At 48.5% G+C, this 14,783-nt stretch carries 14 protein-coding genes; 5 read left to right on the top strand and 9 right to left on the bottom strand.

Annotation, left to right across the window (positions count from 1 at the left end):
- Position 1 precedes the first annotated feature (1 nt).
- Genes GWR21_RS31015 through GWR21_RS31000 form a run of 4 tightly spaced genes read right to left on the bottom strand, consistent with a single transcriptional unit; the run spans position 2 to position 3,689 of the window.
- Entirely contained in the window at positions 2 to 802 is an 801-nt protein-coding gene (locus GWR21_RS31015) for an SDR family oxidoreductase (RefSeq protein WP_162335563.1), read from the bottom strand.
- Positions 796 to 1,848 (bottom strand): type III polyketide synthase, encoded by a 1,053-nt coding sequence (locus GWR21_RS31010; RefSeq protein WP_162335562.1) that lies wholly within the window; start codon positions 1,846 to 1,848, stop codon positions 796 to 798. The genes GWR21_RS31015 and GWR21_RS31010 overlap by 7 nt, the downstream gene beginning before the upstream one ends.
- Positions 1,845 to 2,558 (bottom strand): methyltransferase domain-containing protein, encoded by a 714-nt coding sequence (locus GWR21_RS31005; RefSeq protein ID WP_162335561.1) that lies wholly within the window; start codon positions 2,556 to 2,558, stop codon positions 1,845 to 1,847. Before GWR21_RS31005 ends, GWR21_RS31010 begins: the two co-directional genes overlap by 4 nt.
- 6 nt (positions 2,559 to 2,564) lie before the next feature.
- On the bottom strand, positions 2,565 to 3,689 hold the full coding sequence (locus tag GWR21_RS31000; RefSeq protein WP_162335560.1) for an NAD(P)/FAD-dependent oxidoreductase: 1,125 nt from the start codon (positions 3,687 to 3,689) through the stop codon (positions 2,565 to 2,567).
- Between the two features lie 133 nt (positions 3,690 to 3,822).
- On the opposite strand from GWR21_RS31000, the gene GWR21_RS30995 reads away from it, so the two are divergent.
- The 5 genes from GWR21_RS30995 (at position 3,823) to GWR21_RS30975 (ending at position 9,186) form a co-directional block, all read left to right on the top strand.
- The gene (locus GWR21_RS30995; protein WP_162335559.1) at positions 3,823 to 4,740 is read left to right on the top strand and encodes a bestrophin family protein; all 918 of its coding nucleotides are present in this window, start codon (positions 3,823 to 3,825) and stop codon (positions 4,738 to 4,740) included.
- A gap of 368 nt (positions 4,741 to 5,108) precedes the next feature.
- Positions 5,109 to 5,396, top strand: coding sequence for a hypothetical protein (locus tag GWR21_RS30990; RefSeq protein ID WP_162335558.1), 288 nt, complete (start codon positions 5,109 to 5,111; stop codon positions 5,394 to 5,396).
- 108 nt (positions 5,397 to 5,504) lie between these two features.
- Positions 5,505 to 7,223, top strand: a complete 1,719-nt coding sequence (locus tag GWR21_RS30985) for a carbamoyltransferase family protein (RefSeq protein ID WP_162335557.1) — start codon at positions 5,505 to 5,507, stop codon at positions 7,221 to 7,223.
- Positions 7,224 to 7,232: 9 nt separating this feature from the next.
- Positions 7,233 to 8,204, top strand: a complete 972-nt coding sequence (locus GWR21_RS30980; RefSeq protein WP_162335556.1) for a glycosyltransferase family 2 protein — start codon at positions 7,233 to 7,235, stop codon at positions 8,202 to 8,204.
- 1 nt (position 8,205) lies between these two features.
- The gene (locus tag GWR21_RS30975) at positions 8,206 to 9,186 is read left to right on the top strand and encodes a glycosyltransferase family 9 protein (RefSeq protein ID WP_162335555.1); all 981 of its coding nucleotides are present in this window, start codon (positions 8,206 to 8,208) and stop codon (positions 9,184 to 9,186) included.
- Here the strand turns inward: GWR21_RS30975 and GWR21_RS30970 are convergent.
- The 5 genes from GWR21_RS30970 to GWR21_RS30950 are packed head-to-tail and all read right to left on the bottom strand — an operon-like array spanning position 9,151 to position 14,646.
- A complete protein-coding gene (locus GWR21_RS30970) occupies positions 9,151 to 10,269 on the bottom strand; it encodes a glycosyltransferase family 9 protein (RefSeq protein WP_162335554.1) in 1,119 nt (372 codons plus the stop codon). The genes GWR21_RS30975 and GWR21_RS30970 overlap by 36 nt on opposite strands.
- A complete protein-coding gene (rfaE2, locus tag GWR21_RS30965; RefSeq protein ID WP_162335553.1) occupies positions 10,270 to 11,754 on the bottom strand; it encodes a D-glycero-beta-D-manno-heptose 1-phosphate adenylyltransferase in 1,485 nt (494 codons plus the stop codon).
- Positions 11,730 to 12,326 (bottom strand): D-glycero-alpha-D-manno-heptose-1,7-bisphosphate 7-phosphatase, encoded by a 597-nt coding sequence (locus GWR21_RS30960; protein WP_162335552.1) that lies wholly within the window; start codon positions 12,324 to 12,326, stop codon positions 11,730 to 11,732. The genes rfaE2 and GWR21_RS30960 overlap by 25 nt, the downstream gene beginning before the upstream one ends.
- Positions 12,323 to 13,585: a glycosyltransferase gene (locus GWR21_RS30955; protein WP_162335551.1), complete on the bottom strand. Its 1,263-nt coding sequence runs from the start codon at positions 13,583 to 13,585 to the stop codon at positions 12,323 to 12,325. Before GWR21_RS30955 ends, GWR21_RS30960 begins: the two co-directional genes overlap by 4 nt.
- 17 nt (positions 13,586 to 13,602) lie before the next feature.
- The gene (locus GWR21_RS30950) at positions 13,603 to 14,646 is read right to left on the bottom strand and encodes a glycosyltransferase (protein WP_162335550.1); all 1,044 of its coding nucleotides are present in this window, start codon (positions 14,644 to 14,646) and stop codon (positions 13,603 to 13,605) included.
- Positions 14,647 to 14,783: the final 137 nt, after the last annotated feature.

The raw sequence follows: 14,783 nt of genomic DNA, 5'->3' as shown, positions 1-14,783 counted from the left end.
ATCAGCTGATATGTTCACCTCCATTCACCGGAATCACCGCTCCATTGATCCAGGCTGCTTCATCTTTGCACAACAGATATACGGCATTGGCTACATCTTCGGGGGTTGTCAGCCGGTGAAAAGGATTACGTTGTTTGGTATAAGTAATGAGGTCTGCACTGCCGGGAATAGCCTGTAACGAGCGTGTATCCGTCACGCCGGCCTGAATACAGTTCGCACGTAGTCCGAGCGGGGCAAATTCCAGGGCCATATTCCGGGTGATCGCTTCTAATGCAGCTTTAGCCGCGGCAACCGCTCCATAATGCGCCCAGGCACGGGTGCTGCCTTCACTGGTAAAAGAGAGTACGCGGGCGTCAGCAGCAAACAGCTGCCGTTGTACCAGTGCCTGCGTCCAGTCATACAGACTGACGGCCATACTGTCCAGCGTGATCCGGAAGTCATCGTTGTTCAGTACCGGTCCTTCCGATGTATGCATCGCCTTGAGGTTTCCTTTAGCGATGCTATGCACCAGTGTGCGCACCTTTCCTTCCACTCCCATCGCTGCCTGTAAAGCGGTCACGATCTCCTGGCGCTTTTCGGCCTGCAGGGCATCCGCATTCATCGTCAGCACCTGCACTCCTGATACTGCCCGCAGGGTATCAAAATCACTGTTGATACGGTCCATTTCAATACGCGGATCGCGGTGTACGACGCAGATATTCATGCCATGTGACGCAAGTTTGCGGGCGGTAGCCAGTCCGAGACCGTTACTGCCGCCCAGGATTAAAGCCCAGTAGTGATGTGCAAGAAACTCTTTTACCATTGTAACAATATTCGCTGTGCAGAGAAACCCGGACCGAAGCTCAGCATCAGGCCTTTACTGCCTGCCGGGATCTCTCTGTCCATAAAACGCTCCAGTACATAAAGGACGGTAGCGCTGGACATATTTCCATATAACCGTAAGACTTCTTTTGTGTCGTCTATGTTCTTTCCCATATCACCAAACAGCTGCTCTACCGTCTGAATGATCTTTTTCCCTCCGGGATGGAAGATCAGGTGGTCTACATCGTCTATCCGGCAGCCGTGTCTATCCAGGAAAGGATGGACGATGGCAGGGAAGTGAGTAGCGATCCTTTCGGGTACTTCGACATCCAGGATCATTTGTAAGCCTGTATTTGTAAGCCGGAAGCCCATCATATGTTCTGCATCAAAGAAATGATACATCTCTTCTCCCAGTATCTGTGGACCAGCATCTTCTTCATGGGATGAGAGGAGCACACAGGCAGCACCATCACCGAAGATAGCAGCGCTTACAATATTCGGCATCGAATAGTCTTCCAGCTGAAAAGTGGCTGTCGGTGATTCCACCGCAATAACAGCGGCCCTCTTGCCCGGGTTCGCCTCCAGGAACTTCTTTGCATAGATCATCCCGGAAATACCAGCCGCACAGCCCATTTCTGTAACAGGTAAACGTACGATATCCTGGCGAAGCTGTAACAGATTGATCAGGTAGGCATCCAGCGAAGGGATCATGATACCCGTACAGCTGACGGTGATGATGTAGTCCAGGTCCTGCGGCTCCAGTCCTGCTTTATGCAGGGCATCTTCGAGACAGGTCCTACCCAGTTTGATCACCTCTCTCATGTAGATATCGTTCTTTTCTTCGAAAGAAGTACTGGTAAATACTTCTTCTGGGCTCATAATAGAATAGCGCCGTTCAACTGCAGCATTTTCAAAGATCTTCCTGACTTTCCTGGCAAAGCGGTCTTCCTGTCCGGACAACCAGACATCAAGAAAAGGCATGATCTCTTCTGTACTTCTGGTATAAGGTGGTAAGGCTTTCGATACTGCTGTTATTTTAACGCTCATACATTTGTGATTATCCACTGATAACGGAAAGCCCATTTCCATTTGAGTGTATATTGATTGAAATTGAGTTTTTCAGATAATTGTTTGATCTCATTTTTTTTAAATCCCCTGAGTATCGATGTGAGGCCATCGACCCTGGCCATCTTACCCAAACCCGCGATCCAGCTGAATACCTGAAATAAACGGTAAGCCACCGCACTACGTTGCAGGTCATTGATCACTATTCCCAGCGCTGCATTCCTCCGGAAGAGAGACATCAGTTTCAGGATCTGCTTCTCTTCAAAATGATGCAGCGTCAGTGTACATAATGCGATATCGTATTGAAGACTTCTGAAGCGGTCCTGCATAATATCCATGCAATAGTAACTGATTTCCGGATATTCTGCTGAGCATGTCGAGGCATAATCCACCGTAAACTGATTAGCGTCTATCCCCAGCAGTCTAACCTGCCATTTAGACTTCCTCGCCAGTTTGGCCAGCGCACGAAGCATATCCCCGTTGCCACACCCAATGTCAGCGATAGTGACCTGTTTACCCTTTGCAACATGCTCCATCAGCGAAGAAACACCTTTCAGGGTAATATTGTTTCCTCCCAGCAATCTGTTAATATAAGCGATCTCGTCCAATGTACTGCGCAGATCATCTCCTTCCATCTGGAAGTCATCCATCATTTCAGGAGCAAGCGTACGCTGCTGCGTATTGACAAACATGTGTGACTAATTATTTAAAGGTTTTCCGTGCGTTTGGCGGATAATAACCGGTAACAACTTCGGTAACAATACCAATCCTTTCATAGCACCTGCCGCCAGCTGCGGTTTCCGAAAGACAGCTGACAACAGCTTTCCTGCTGCCATTCGCTTGCCAAACGCTCCATTCCATGCGTTTATATACTTCCTTTCCAGCTCTCCCCGTGAAGAAACATCCCCCGCCATAAAAGACAATAATTGTTCCGAAGCGATCTTGGCACTATGGATGGCCATGGCCATGCCATTCCCACACAGCGGATGGATCAGGCCAGCGGTATCCCCTGTCATGAGTATATGCCGGTCTACCTTCCGCTTCTCTGCAAATGACACCTGGCTGATACTGAGCGGACGCTCAAAAAGCGGACTGCTATGTTCAAATATGGTTTTCAGATGCGGATTTTCATATAATACTCCCTCCCGGTGCGCCTCAATGTTCCTGTATTTCTTAAAGGTATCATAACTGGCCAGGTAGCAAACGTTGATGATATTATTCTCCACTTTGGATACCCCACAATACCCACCCCTGAAATTGTGGAGTGCTACCAGTCCATCCGGAAAATCGCCCTTATAATGGCATTTAACAGCCAGCCAGGGGGACTTCTGTGCTGAGAAGTCACGGTCCATCCGCTGGTCGAGTGCTGCTCTTTTCCCATAGGCGCCTATCACAAAACGCGCCTTCAGCGATGTTCCCCCGGTGGTACTGACCAGGAAATGGTCCTGTGTGAACACGATATCATCTACGGAATCTTCCAGGATAGTCCCCCCTTCCTGCAGCACGCGCTGCATCAGGAAATGGTCCAGGGCATAACGACTGATGCCGAAGCCTCCCAGCGGCAGGGTGGCTGCTATACTTTTACCGGAAACGGTCGACAGGCAAACCCGTTCGATCCTTGCCGGTCGCAGCACAGCCGGATCCGCTCCTAACCACCGGAGGTAAGGCAACACTTCATTGGAGATATACTCTCCGCAGACCTTATGTTTCGGGTAAGCGTTCCTTTCAATTACCGTAACGCACAACCCTGCACGTAACAGGTGCAGGGCACTGGTTAATCCGGCCAGTCCGCCTCCCACAATGATAACATCATTTACCGGCATTGGACGTACTAATTGATCTTATGCTTTCGAATATCAAATGACAAAGTATATGTTGCAACAAGTGTACACCATTTTCCTGAAATGAAGAACCCGGAATGCCAGTAATTCATAATTTTGCCGGCAAATACGTCCCATGATCATCAGGAGGAAAGAGCACTGGTTTAGAATGTTGTTCATCATAAAGGGGTCGGTACTCCCTAAAGTACTTCCCCGTTTGTTGTTACTGCTCACCCTATCAGTACTGGTGGTATATCTGCGGGGTTCGTTCTTTCATATGAAGGTCCAGCTCAATCCTGCTCCCTTCACGCTATTCGGCATCGCGCTCGCACTCTTCCTGGGGTTCAGAAATAATGCCAGCTATGATCGCTTCTGGGAAGGACGCAAGCTCTGGGGAGCCTTACTCAATGACACCCGTTCTCTCGCGAGACAGGCACTGACATTGAGTAGCTATGGCAGAGAAGCGGCCGAACCTAAACAATTTATCCAGTACCTGATTGCTTTTACCTATAGCTTAAAACATCAGCTGCGCCGTACAGATGCGGGAATTGATCTGGATAGGTTGCTGCCTGCATCACTGGCCGCGTCTTTAAAGACGGCGACCTATAAACCTGTCCTGCTGATGCGTGAAATGGGACAATGGTTACAGGACGCCAAAGCCGCCGGTAGGATCGACAGCATTCAACAGGCTTCCTTCGACAACAACTTTAATAAGCTATCTGACATCTTAGGTGGTTGCGAAAGACTGGTCAGCACCCCTATCCCCTACACCTACAGCGTGCTGTTGCACAGGACTGTCTATATCTATTGTTTACTGCTACCATTTGGATTTGTTGACAGCCTGGGCTGGATGACGCCTGTGATCGTCACTTTCATAGCCTATACATTTGTGGCACTGGAGGCTATTGCAGATGAACTGGAAGAACCTTTCGGTATGGAACCTAACGATCTCGCGCTGGACGCCATGAGCAGGATGATAGAAAATACGCTGCTGGAAATGACGGGCAAACCCGTAGTAACTGACGCGCCTCCAAACAATTACTACATCAGCTGATATAGTGATACAAAAAAGAGGGGCCGGCCTCAGGCCAACCCCACTCTACCCTTATCTGATAAACCATAGCTACGATCTTAGTAGGTATTCAGGGTTTTCAATATATTGCTATCCTTCGTCCAGTTGTGTACTCAGGCCTTCGTTCCATGGAGTGCCTTTGTTTACCAGGTGCCCATAAACGTGCCATGTACCATTGACTGTAAGCGTTTCAGCACAATTGTTTCTCATACTACATATGTGTGTAGATAAGCTTTCCCTTTTATGGGGGAGCCATCCGTTCATAATGCCTAACCTGTTGTGATGGCGTAATCTTTGTGCCGCTGTTGATAGTACAGTGTTTATTAATTCACTCCACTAAAACTACTCTTATGCAATTGCCTAATGACAAAGAGCAACCAGGAAATGATGAAGATCCACTAAATGCTAATCTCGCAGAAGACCAGCAGGAGGATCCTAATGATATTAACGCCGAAGGCGGTCTGGAAGGAGAAGAAGATGACCTGGAAGATGATGACCTGGAAGATGATCTGGATGAGGATGATGACCAAGAAGCGCTGGATGATACGCCTGAACTTGACGAGGAAGACCTTGAAGAAAACAATCTGTCAGATGGCGAGGCCGACAAGGTACAATGGGAGCCTCCTAAAAACAGTTAACCCGTAGCGTAGCTACGTCTCACAGGGCAATGACCGGTATCCACTGATCATTGCCCTTATTACTGACCGCTACATATTAACCCATTCTTATTGATAAAACCATTCAACATGTATACACTTGGAATCAACGCCGCTTTTCATGATTCTGCCGCGTGTCTCGTAAAAGATGGTCAGCTCATTGCTGCCGCAGAAGATGAACGTTTCACGCACATCAAACATGGTAAACGGCCTATTCCGTTCTCTGCTTACGAACTGCCCTATCATGCGATAGATTATTGTCTGAAAACTGCCAATATTCATCTTAGTGATGTGGACCACATTTCCTATTCTTTCGATCCGTTCATCCTCCTACCGAAAGAGGACGCGGAGAAAAGCCTGATAGATATTCCATTGAGACAGCCTTCGCAATTTGTTCCGGAGAAATGGGTATCCCCCTGGGATCCGTTATTTCTCTCAGCTATTATTAACGCACCCGGGCAACTGGTAGATGGCTATCCGCATCATTTACAGCAACGGTTCCGTGGTGCCAGGTTTGAGAACGACCAGTGGCATTTCGTAGAGCATCACCTTTGTCATGCTGCCAGTGCGTTCCTCCCCTCTCCCTATCACGAGGCAGCGGTGCTTACGATAGATGGTCGCGGGGAAAAGGCTACCACTACCTTCAGTATGGGTAAAGACAATGACCTGCAACGTATCAGTCAGGTCAACATGCCACATTCTCTCGGATTATTGTATGAGAAAATCACTACACACCTTGGTTTCCTGCACTCTTCCGATGAGTATAAAGTGATGGCACTGGCTTCCTACGGAAAACCGGTGTTTGTAAATGCGTTCCGCTCCATGATCAGCATGCTGGACAATGGGCAGTATGCCATTGATGATGCGCTGATGGTAGAAATGCTGGGGCCAGCAAGGAAGAAAGGTGATGATTTCACAGCCCATCACTTCAACATTGCACATTCTTTACAGGCAGTATTGCAGGAATCAGTATTGCAACTGGCTGACTGGCTTTATAAAGAAACACATGCCGAAAACCTTTGCTTTGCCGGCGGAGTAGCATTGAACTGTGTGCTGAACGCGAAGATCAGAGATGCCGGTATCTTCAGGAACATCTGGGTGCAACCTGCTTCCGGAGATGCAGGAACCGCGCTGGGTGCGGCTATGTGGACGGACGCAAAAGAAAGAGGTAGCCAGGAAAAAACTTTCCGGATGGACCACGCTTACTGGGGACCGGAATATGGCGATGAAGAGATAAAAGCATTTCTCGACTGGACCAAAACACCTTATAAGAAACTGGACAACGTAGCTGAAGAAACTGCTGCGCTGTTAGCCGAGGATAAGATCATCGGGTGGTACCAGGGACGCATGGAGTTTGGTCCGCGGGCATTAGGCAGCCGTTCTATACTGGCATCTCCTATCTCTGCAAATATGCAGGCCAGACTGAACGAGGTAAAAGACCGCGAAGACTTCCGTCCGGTGGCTCCTGTTGTACTCGAAGAAGCTGCCGGTGAATGGTTCGAAGATGCACAGTTCTCGCCCTTCATGTTGTTTGTATATAATGTAAAAGAGGATAAAAAAGATAAAATACCTGCGGTCACCCATGTAGATGGTACAGCACGTATCCAGACGATCAACCGTGATCAGCACAGCCGTTACTATGATCTGCTACAGGCATTCTATAAAAAAACTGGAGTACCTGTACTGATCAACACCTCATTCAATACACTCGGTAAACCCATCGTCTGCACACCCCGTGATGCAGTAGAATGTTTCTGGTCATCACCGTTTGATGCACTTGTAATCAGCTCTTTTTTAATCGAGAAATAAAATAGCACTATGCACAAAAAAATCAGTGTTGTTATTCCCTCCTATCAACGACCCGAGCTACTGTCGCGCTGTCTGAAAGCCCTCGAAGAGCAATCTTTTGACCTGGGCTCGTTCGAAGTGATCGTTGTGAGTGATGGTCCTGACAAGTATACCCGTCAGGTAGCCTGCAGCTGGAAATATGCAGGCCTGATCGATGTAAAATACATTGCACTGCCTGGTAAAAAAGGGCCGGCTGCCGCAAGAAATGCAGGCTGGAAAGCCAGTGACGCACCGCTAATAGCATTTACAGACGATGATACACAGCCAGATCCTTTCTGGCTGCAAAGTCTGTGGCACGGATGGAAAGGCGATGCAGTTGCCGTCTATACAGGACGTGTAGTGGTTCCTATTAAAGGACGTCCCACCGACTATGAGCTCAATACCGCGCAGCTGGAAAAGAGCGACTTTGTCACAGCCAATTGTGCGTGTACAAGAGAGGCACTGGAAATAGTCGGCGGATTTGACGAATCATTTGAAGCCGCATGGCGGGAGGACAGTGATCTGGAGTTCAGGTTGCTGCAACACAATATTCCCATCTATCATCTGCAAAATGCGGTAGTTGTCCATCCTGTGCGGAAAGCCTCCTGGGGCATAAGTATAAAGGAACAGAAGAAAAATATTTTCAATGCCCTGCTTTATAAGAAATTCCCTGGTATGTACCGAAACCGGATACAACGCCGGCCGGCATGGAACTATTATGTAATGATCGCCTGTTTTCTGCTCGGTATCAGTTTGATGTTCAGCGGAGAATTTACGGCGGCAACAGTGATGATCGGTGCATGGTTGTTGCTGGTAGGAACATTTGCAGGGAGACGGCTGCGACATACGTCACACCGGATATCCCATGTGCTAGAAATGATCGTAACATCTGCTGCCATCCCATTTGCGGCCACTTACTGGAGTCTGTATGGGGCATGGCGCTATAAAGTACTTTACCTGTAATATGCAGACACCTATAAAAAAGATCGTTGTATTCCGTGCATTACAGCTTGGAGACATGTTGTGCGCAGTTCCCGCATTCCGCGCACTGCGCACAGCTTTCCCCGACGCTCATATTACGCTGCTGGGACTACCATGGGAGGCAGCCTTCGTAGAACGCTTCCATCATTACCTGGATGAATTTGTTCACTTCCCCGGATTCCCCGGACTCCCGGAGCAATCAGTAGTGCCTGCACAAATTCCGCCCTTCCTCAGTAGCATGCAGGAGCAACACTTTGACCTTGCCATACAGATGCAGGGCAACGGATCAATAGTCAATCCGATGGTGGCCTTATTCGGCGCACGTTATACAGCCGGATACTGGCGGCAGGAAGATGGTTGTCCGGATGCGGGTCTGTTCCTTGAATATCCCACAGATGTATCTGAAATAGAACGGCATCTGCTACTGATGGAATATCTCAATATTCCCCGACAGGGTACACACCTGGAGTTTCCCGTCACGGCAAAGGATGTAGATGAATTCAATCAGTTGTGCCTTCCACTGGAAGCACAGGAGTACCTGTGTGTACATCCAGGATCAAGAGGCAGCTGGCGGCAGTGGCCTCCACATATGTTCGCCGCGATGGCCGATGAATTCGCAGAGAAAGGATGGAAGATCGTACTGACGGGTACGAAAGATGAAAGACCATTGACGGAAGAAGTAGCCTCACTGATGAAACATAAGTCAATGAATACTGCCGGACGAACGACATTAGGCAGTCTGGGGGTATTGATCAAAAATGCAAGGGCACTATTATCGAACTGTACAGGGGTCTCACATATGGCGGCAGCATTTGAGACGCCGAGTGTGGTGATCAGTATGGACGGAGAACCTGGCAGATGGGCGCCATTGAATAAGCAGCTACACTACACCATCGACTGGACAAGTGAACCAGACTACGAGATCGTATTAAGGCAAGGTATGCGGCTGCTGGAAGCTACCTGACGGAGTATTCCTGCTCGCCAGCATTGTCAACGCCGTTTCAACTACACGTTCAGGCAGTGCTAATGGCAGGTCTTCCCTGGAGAATGACTGATACACATATCTCACAATTTCATTTTTGCTTTGCAGATCAACCGGTACATCAAAATATAACACTTTTGAAGGTACACACCAGGGAGTATGCTGTGGATTCGTCAACGCATACAGCACCAGTACCGGCGTTTGTACAGCAGATGCAATATGTATGGTACCGGTGTTCACTGACAGTAATAAAGCCGCACGGCTGATCAGCACGATCAGCTCCGCGAGATTGAACAAACCAGCTGTATTAAAAGCCTTATCGCCAATACCATTCACCATTTCCTGTGCCTCTTCCTGATTTGACTTTCCCGTTACCACCAACTGACAACCATTAGCCTCCCGTATCTGTTTGCCAATAGTAATCCAGTCCTCCGTACTGTACTTCCGTTTCTGCTCTGATACTTCCGGATGTAAGACGATCCAGGGCGCGTCAGGATCCACCCCGATCGCCCGGAGCTTATCTGCTATTGCCGGCCAGAGTTGGTGCCTTATCTGCAAACTAAACTGCCGGTCCCTGATCACTGCTCCTACCCTAACTACCAGCTCCAGGTCCCTTATTACCTGATGGCGGATGAAGGAGTAAGGTTCCTCATCAGGTACCCAGTGCGTTAACAGGTGATAAGGATTTTCGCGGCAATAGGCGAGCCTGAGTGGGATCGCTGCAAGATATGCCAGCAAAATAGATGGCATGGGATTCTGACTGTACACAGTGAATATCACAGCGGCATCAAAGTGTTCGTCCTTCAGGCGCTGTACCAGATCAGTAAAGTCAGTGGGGGTTGGCGTCTTATTCGTCTGTACCCATGGAACATCGCAGACAATAGCAGCATCGATTTCAGGTATTTCTTCCACGATGGCTGCTCCCATGGACGATACAAGTACGGTGATATGACAATCAAATGTTTGCTTCAGTGCTTTTATAGCAGGTGTGCTCATCAACAAGTCGCCGATATTATCAGGACGTATGCACAGTATACGACGGCATGCGTGCCATTCAGTTTTCATTTATGCCTCCGCAACTTTTAGAACAGGAGTAGTATAGATACGTTTAATGATCAGCGTAGTAGAACGATCCGGAACAAGTGGAAGTAATACCACCTCTCCCCCGTATTCTTCTACAGCAGCAGCTTCCGGCAGCGATTCCCGGCTGTAATCACCTCCCTTGGCAAATATATCCGGGCGTATGATCCTGATGAGCGGTTCCGGCGTATCATGCTGCGCGTCTCCAAAGGCTATCAGGTGTGTAATTGCACCTAATCCCGCCAGTACCTGGACCCTGTCATTCAGCTGATTAATGGGTCTTTCGGAGCCTTTCAAACGCTTAATGCTATCATCGGTGTTCACCCCTACGATCAGAATATCTCCCAGTGATGCCGCACGTTCCAGATAGCTGACATGTCCGCTATGCAGAATATCGAAACAGCCATTTGTAAACACGATCTTCTTACCCTGCGCTCTGTACATGTTGCAGAGCGCATCCAGTTCTGCCGTGTCACGGATGTATTTATCCTTCATAGAGAAACAGGCCACCAGTTCACTGAGCTTACAATGTGCGGTATCACTCTTCCGGATGGCAATGGATGCTGCCATGCCAGCTACTTCAGCGGCTGTTGCCGGGGTAGCACCTGACAAACAGGACAATGTGAATGCACTGATATAGGTGTCTCCGGCACCAGATACATTGGGGTTGCTAACCGGACGGGCGGACGTATGACATAACAATTTATCCTGCTCGAAGATCAGGGCACCTTCTTCATCCAGTGTAACAGCCGTTATCTTCGCACCTGTCGCATCGTAAATGGAGGCTCCCAGCTCCTCCAGTTGTCTCGCTTTACAATCAGGCTGCTCTGCAATACCCAGCAGTGTAATGATCTCCTTATAATTAGGCTTTACTACATCGGGCTGCAGCGCTTTGTACCTGTCTAATCTTTTGGCATCTATAGCCAGGAACTTTCTGTGGATACTATTCAGTCGTTCCAGCGCTTCAATAATACCAGGCGTAATAAGCCCCTTTCCATAATCTGCGATCAGTATAGCATTATGTAATGGAAGTTGTTGCTCCAGTACTGTGATGATCTGTTGTTCGCACATGGCATCCAGCTGCAGTTCTGTGCCCTCATCATAACGGGTGAGCAACTGTTGTCCGGCGATCACTCTTGTCTTGGTAATGGTACGTCTTGTATCGCATCTTACCACTTCGTTCCTGATCCCATCCTTCGTAAGTAGTCCACTGGCCAGTTCTGCGGCATAGTCGTTTCCCATCAGGCTGACAAATGTAACCTGTGCACCCAGCTGGCGCAAATTGGCTGCTGCGTTCGCGCCACCTCCCAATACAGATGTATGGGAACTGATGTCTACTACAGGCACGGGGGCCTCCGGAGAAAGACGTGTACTCGCCCCTCTGAGGTAAGTATCTATCATCAGGTCCCCGAGTACAAGTACTGCCGGTTCTACAAAAGACCTGATCAATGACTGATATATGAGTTCCATGTGCTATAGTTTGCAGTAGAGTGATTGATAATAAGCCTTGCTGCTTCCAGTAAGTCTTTTGCGATATATGCCGGCCGGGAATATTCGTTCATTTCCCATACGGTCTCGTTACCGTTGTTGATCAGCACAGACTGGCAGCCCGCACGGTTACCGGCTTCCACATCATGCAGAATATCCCCTATCATCCAGGATGCCTGCAGTGAGATGTTCATGTCAGCTGCTGCTTTCAGTATCATGCCTGGCGCTGGTTTACGACAGTTACAGGAGACGGTATATTGCGACAGCTTTCCCATCGGGTGATGCGGACAATAATAGAATCCGTTCAGCGTAATACCCGCACTGCCCAACAGATGATGTAACCTGAAGATAACAGGCTCGAGGTCTTCTTCCGCGAAGTATCCATGCGCCACGCCTGCCTGATTGGAAATTACGATCAGTGCATATCCCTTACGTTGTAAAAGCCTTAAACCTTCTACTGCTCCATCAGTGAGCACTATTTTGTCAGGATCTACATTGTAGGGGACATCACTGATCAGTGTTCCATCCTTATCTATAAATATTGCCTTTTTCATAAACGGATGCTTTGACCGGAAAAGAAACTGTCCGGGTAGAGCGTATTATTACCAGTCACTTTTTCATACAGGGTATGGATGTCCTGTGCGACCAGTTCCCAGGTAAACAGTTTATTGATCCTTCTGATGGCATTTGCACTCATTTCTTCCAGTGTGGCCGGAGAACGCAGTAATGAACTGATCTTTGCCGCCAATGCGTCCGCATCCTGGGGAGGTACCAGCGCACCGGTTTTACCTTCAGCGACGCTGAACTTAATACCACCTACATTACTGCCAATAACCGGCGTACCGCAGGCCATGGCTTCGAGTGGCGTGATACCAAACGGTTCATACCAGGGCGTAGTGATGAAAAGATCCGCCGCAGCATAATAGTATTTTAATTCTTCGCGCGACTTTTGTCCGGCGAACAAGACCCGGTCCTTTACATCGAGCTCCGCCGCCAGCTGTTGCAGACGTTGCAGTTCGGTGGTTGTATCCGCATCTCCTCCTACTATCAGTAGCCTGACCTTCCTTCGCTCACAATGCATTTTTGCCAGTGCCGCAATCACATTATCAACTCCCTTACGGGGCACCATCCTGCCCAGCTGTAAAAGGAGGCAATCATGCTGAGGCAGCCCAAGTAATGAACGGGCAGTTGCTTTCGCTATCGGATAAAACTCTGCTGTATTCACACCACAGGGAATGATAGAGATCTTATCCACCGGAGCGTGATAATACGTGATGAGATCATCCCTGTCCTGCGGACATTCAGCAATGATCATACTCGCTTCCCTCACAGCTCTCTCCTCAATAGCGATGCGCTCCTTCGGGAATCTGTCATTGTCGCCCTGATGGATACGGCGTATATGTCCCAAAGCATGGAAAGTCACCACGAACGGTATTCCGAGCAGTGATTTCAACTCCATTGCCACCAGTGCTGACATGAAGAAGTTAGCGTGTATCAGTTCGTAGGATAGCTGTTCGGTTTGTATAAAATACAGCATGTCATCTCTGAAAGCAGGCATGTATTGTAACAGGGTCTCCTTGGGAATGTCTTCTGCCGGGCCGGCATCCACATGAATGATGCGGATGGTGTCATTAAAGGCCACTATCCGCGGTAGTGCTGTTTCTTCCCGCCGCGTAAAGATATCGATCTGGTAGCCTTTCAGAGATAGCTGTCTGGCGACCTCTCCCACATACACATTCTGTCCCCCCGCGTCAGCACCACCTAAAGCAGCCAGTGGCGATGCATGTTCGCTGATAAATGCTATCCTTTTCATAAACGGGCCTTTTATTGTCAGATATCGCTGGCGATGGTACTGTGATCAGTCTCCACCGGCTGCTTTCCAAAGAGCTGATCCGTATAGATCAATTCATTCATGTTGCCATTACAGACGTTGTGAAAGAGCCTTTCCCAGTCTGCAATGAATCGTTCTATGCCAAACCGCTTCATCGCCTTGGCCTTCGCCTCTGCGCCCATCTGAGCGGCCAGTTCGGGCTCATTTAATAACAGTTTCATCTTTCTGATGAGATAGTTAATATCCGTGTGAATGAATCCGTTCCTGCCATTTTCTATCACTGTCACCAGCTCAGTAGTGGCCAGTCCGATGACAGGTAATCCCTGCATCATCGCTTCACATACTGCCAGTGCCAGACTGGTATGTCTTACAGGATGAAAATAGAAACGGTACCGGCTTCTGAAGGCTGGTAACTGCGGATGCAGGATCTCTCCTACGCCATCATCCCCGTTGCCCATACCTGCCAGGTCAACAGGTATGATATTTCGTACCTGTTGAAAGATATCCCATCCCAGTCCCCTGCCACGTTGTGGCAAGTGGTTAATAGTGACGAGCCCTTTTTCCAGTTCGCCGGTATACGGAATGTCAGACATCGTCACACCATGTTCGATGACTGTTGCCGGAGTACGGTTATTGTCCCACATCAACCGGTTATAGTGTGTTACATGCACGAGGCAGATACGGCGGTCATTTACGACGTGCCTTGTTGTAACAGGATTTTTTGCCGGTGTGTTATGTTCCAGGTACACCCTGGGCAATCTGCGCTGTGAAGGGGAAAGAATATCGTACTGATCTACGAGATAGTCTTTTGTTGACTGATAGAGGATCACATCAAAGTCGAAGTCCTTCACCATCTTTACAGGAATCTCATGTACATTGTCTCCAAACGGAAATGTTTTTCCCCTCCCGAAGTACCCAGGTGTGCGCTGCTCATTGACAGGAATATAGATATCAAAATTGCCTTGTGACAGGTAATACAGATAGCTTCCGTGAATATGCCAAGTAAATATCTTCAGCCTGGGCCGCTGCTGTGTAGTCGTCATATATATAATTGAATAGGATTGACAGTTGGTAACAAAAATGTGCTTACGCCTTCCCGATGTGCCTTTATTCACCAGACATATTGATTCGTTATTCTAAAATGGGCTATGAAAATGCTGAAACAATAAACAAACCAAAC

The sequence above is a fragment of the Chitinophaga agri genome, assembly GCF_010093065.1.
In the GTDB taxonomy this organism is placed as follows: domain Bacteria; phylum Bacteroidota; class Bacteroidia; order Chitinophagales; family Chitinophagaceae; genus Chitinophaga; species Chitinophaga agri.
This window is presented reverse-complemented; position numbering and strand designations above follow the sequence as displayed.

Coding starts and splice junctions, on each gene's coding strand:
- rfaE2 (WP_162335553.1), bottom strand. CDS start 11,754: ATGGAACTCATATATCAGTCATTGATCAGGTCTTTTGTAGAACCGGCA.
- GWR21_RS31005 (WP_162335561.1), bottom strand. CDS start 2,558: ATGTTTGTCAATACGCAGCAGCGTACGCTTGCTCCTGAAATGATGGAT.
- GWR21_RS31010 (WP_162335562.1), bottom strand. CDS start 1,848: ATGAGCGTTAAAATAACAGCAGTATCGAAAGCCTTACCACCTTATACC.
- GWR21_RS30960 (WP_162335552.1), bottom strand. CDS start 12,326: ATGAAAAAGGCAATATTTATAGATAAGGATGGAACACTGATCAGTGAT.
- GWR21_RS30950 (WP_162335550.1), bottom strand. CDS start 14,646: ATGACGACTACACAGCAGCGGCCCAGGCTGAAGATATTTACTTGGCAT.
- GWR21_RS30980 (WP_162335556.1), top strand. CDS start 7,233: ATGCACAAAAAAATCAGTGTTGTTATTCCCTCCTATCAACGACCCGAG.
- GWR21_RS30995 (WP_162335559.1), top strand. CDS start 3,823: ATGATCATCAGGAGGAAAGAGCACTGGTTTAGAATGTTGTTCATCATA.
- GWR21_RS31000 (WP_162335560.1), bottom strand. CDS start 3,689: ATGCCGGTAAATGATGTTATCATTGTGGGAGGCGGACTGGCCGGATTA.
- GWR21_RS30975 (WP_162335555.1), top strand. CDS start 8,206: ATGCAGACACCTATAAAAAAGATCGTTGTATTCCGTGCATTACAGCTT.
- GWR21_RS30990 (WP_162335558.1), top strand. CDS start 5,109: ATGCAATTGCCTAATGACAAAGAGCAACCAGGAAATGATGAAGATCCA.
- GWR21_RS30955 (WP_162335551.1), bottom strand. CDS start 13,585: ATGAAAAGGATAGCATTTATCAGCGAACATGCATCGCCACTGGCTGCT.
- GWR21_RS31015 (WP_162335563.1), bottom strand. CDS start 802: ATGGTAAAAGAGTTTCTTGCACATCACTACTGGGCTTTAATCCTGGGC.
- GWR21_RS30970 (WP_162335554.1), bottom strand. CDS start 10,269: ATGAAAACTGAATGGCACGCATGCCGTCGTATACTGTGCATACGTCCT.
- GWR21_RS30985 (WP_162335557.1), top strand. CDS start 5,505: ATGTATACACTTGGAATCAACGCCGCTTTTCATGATTCTGCCGCGTGT.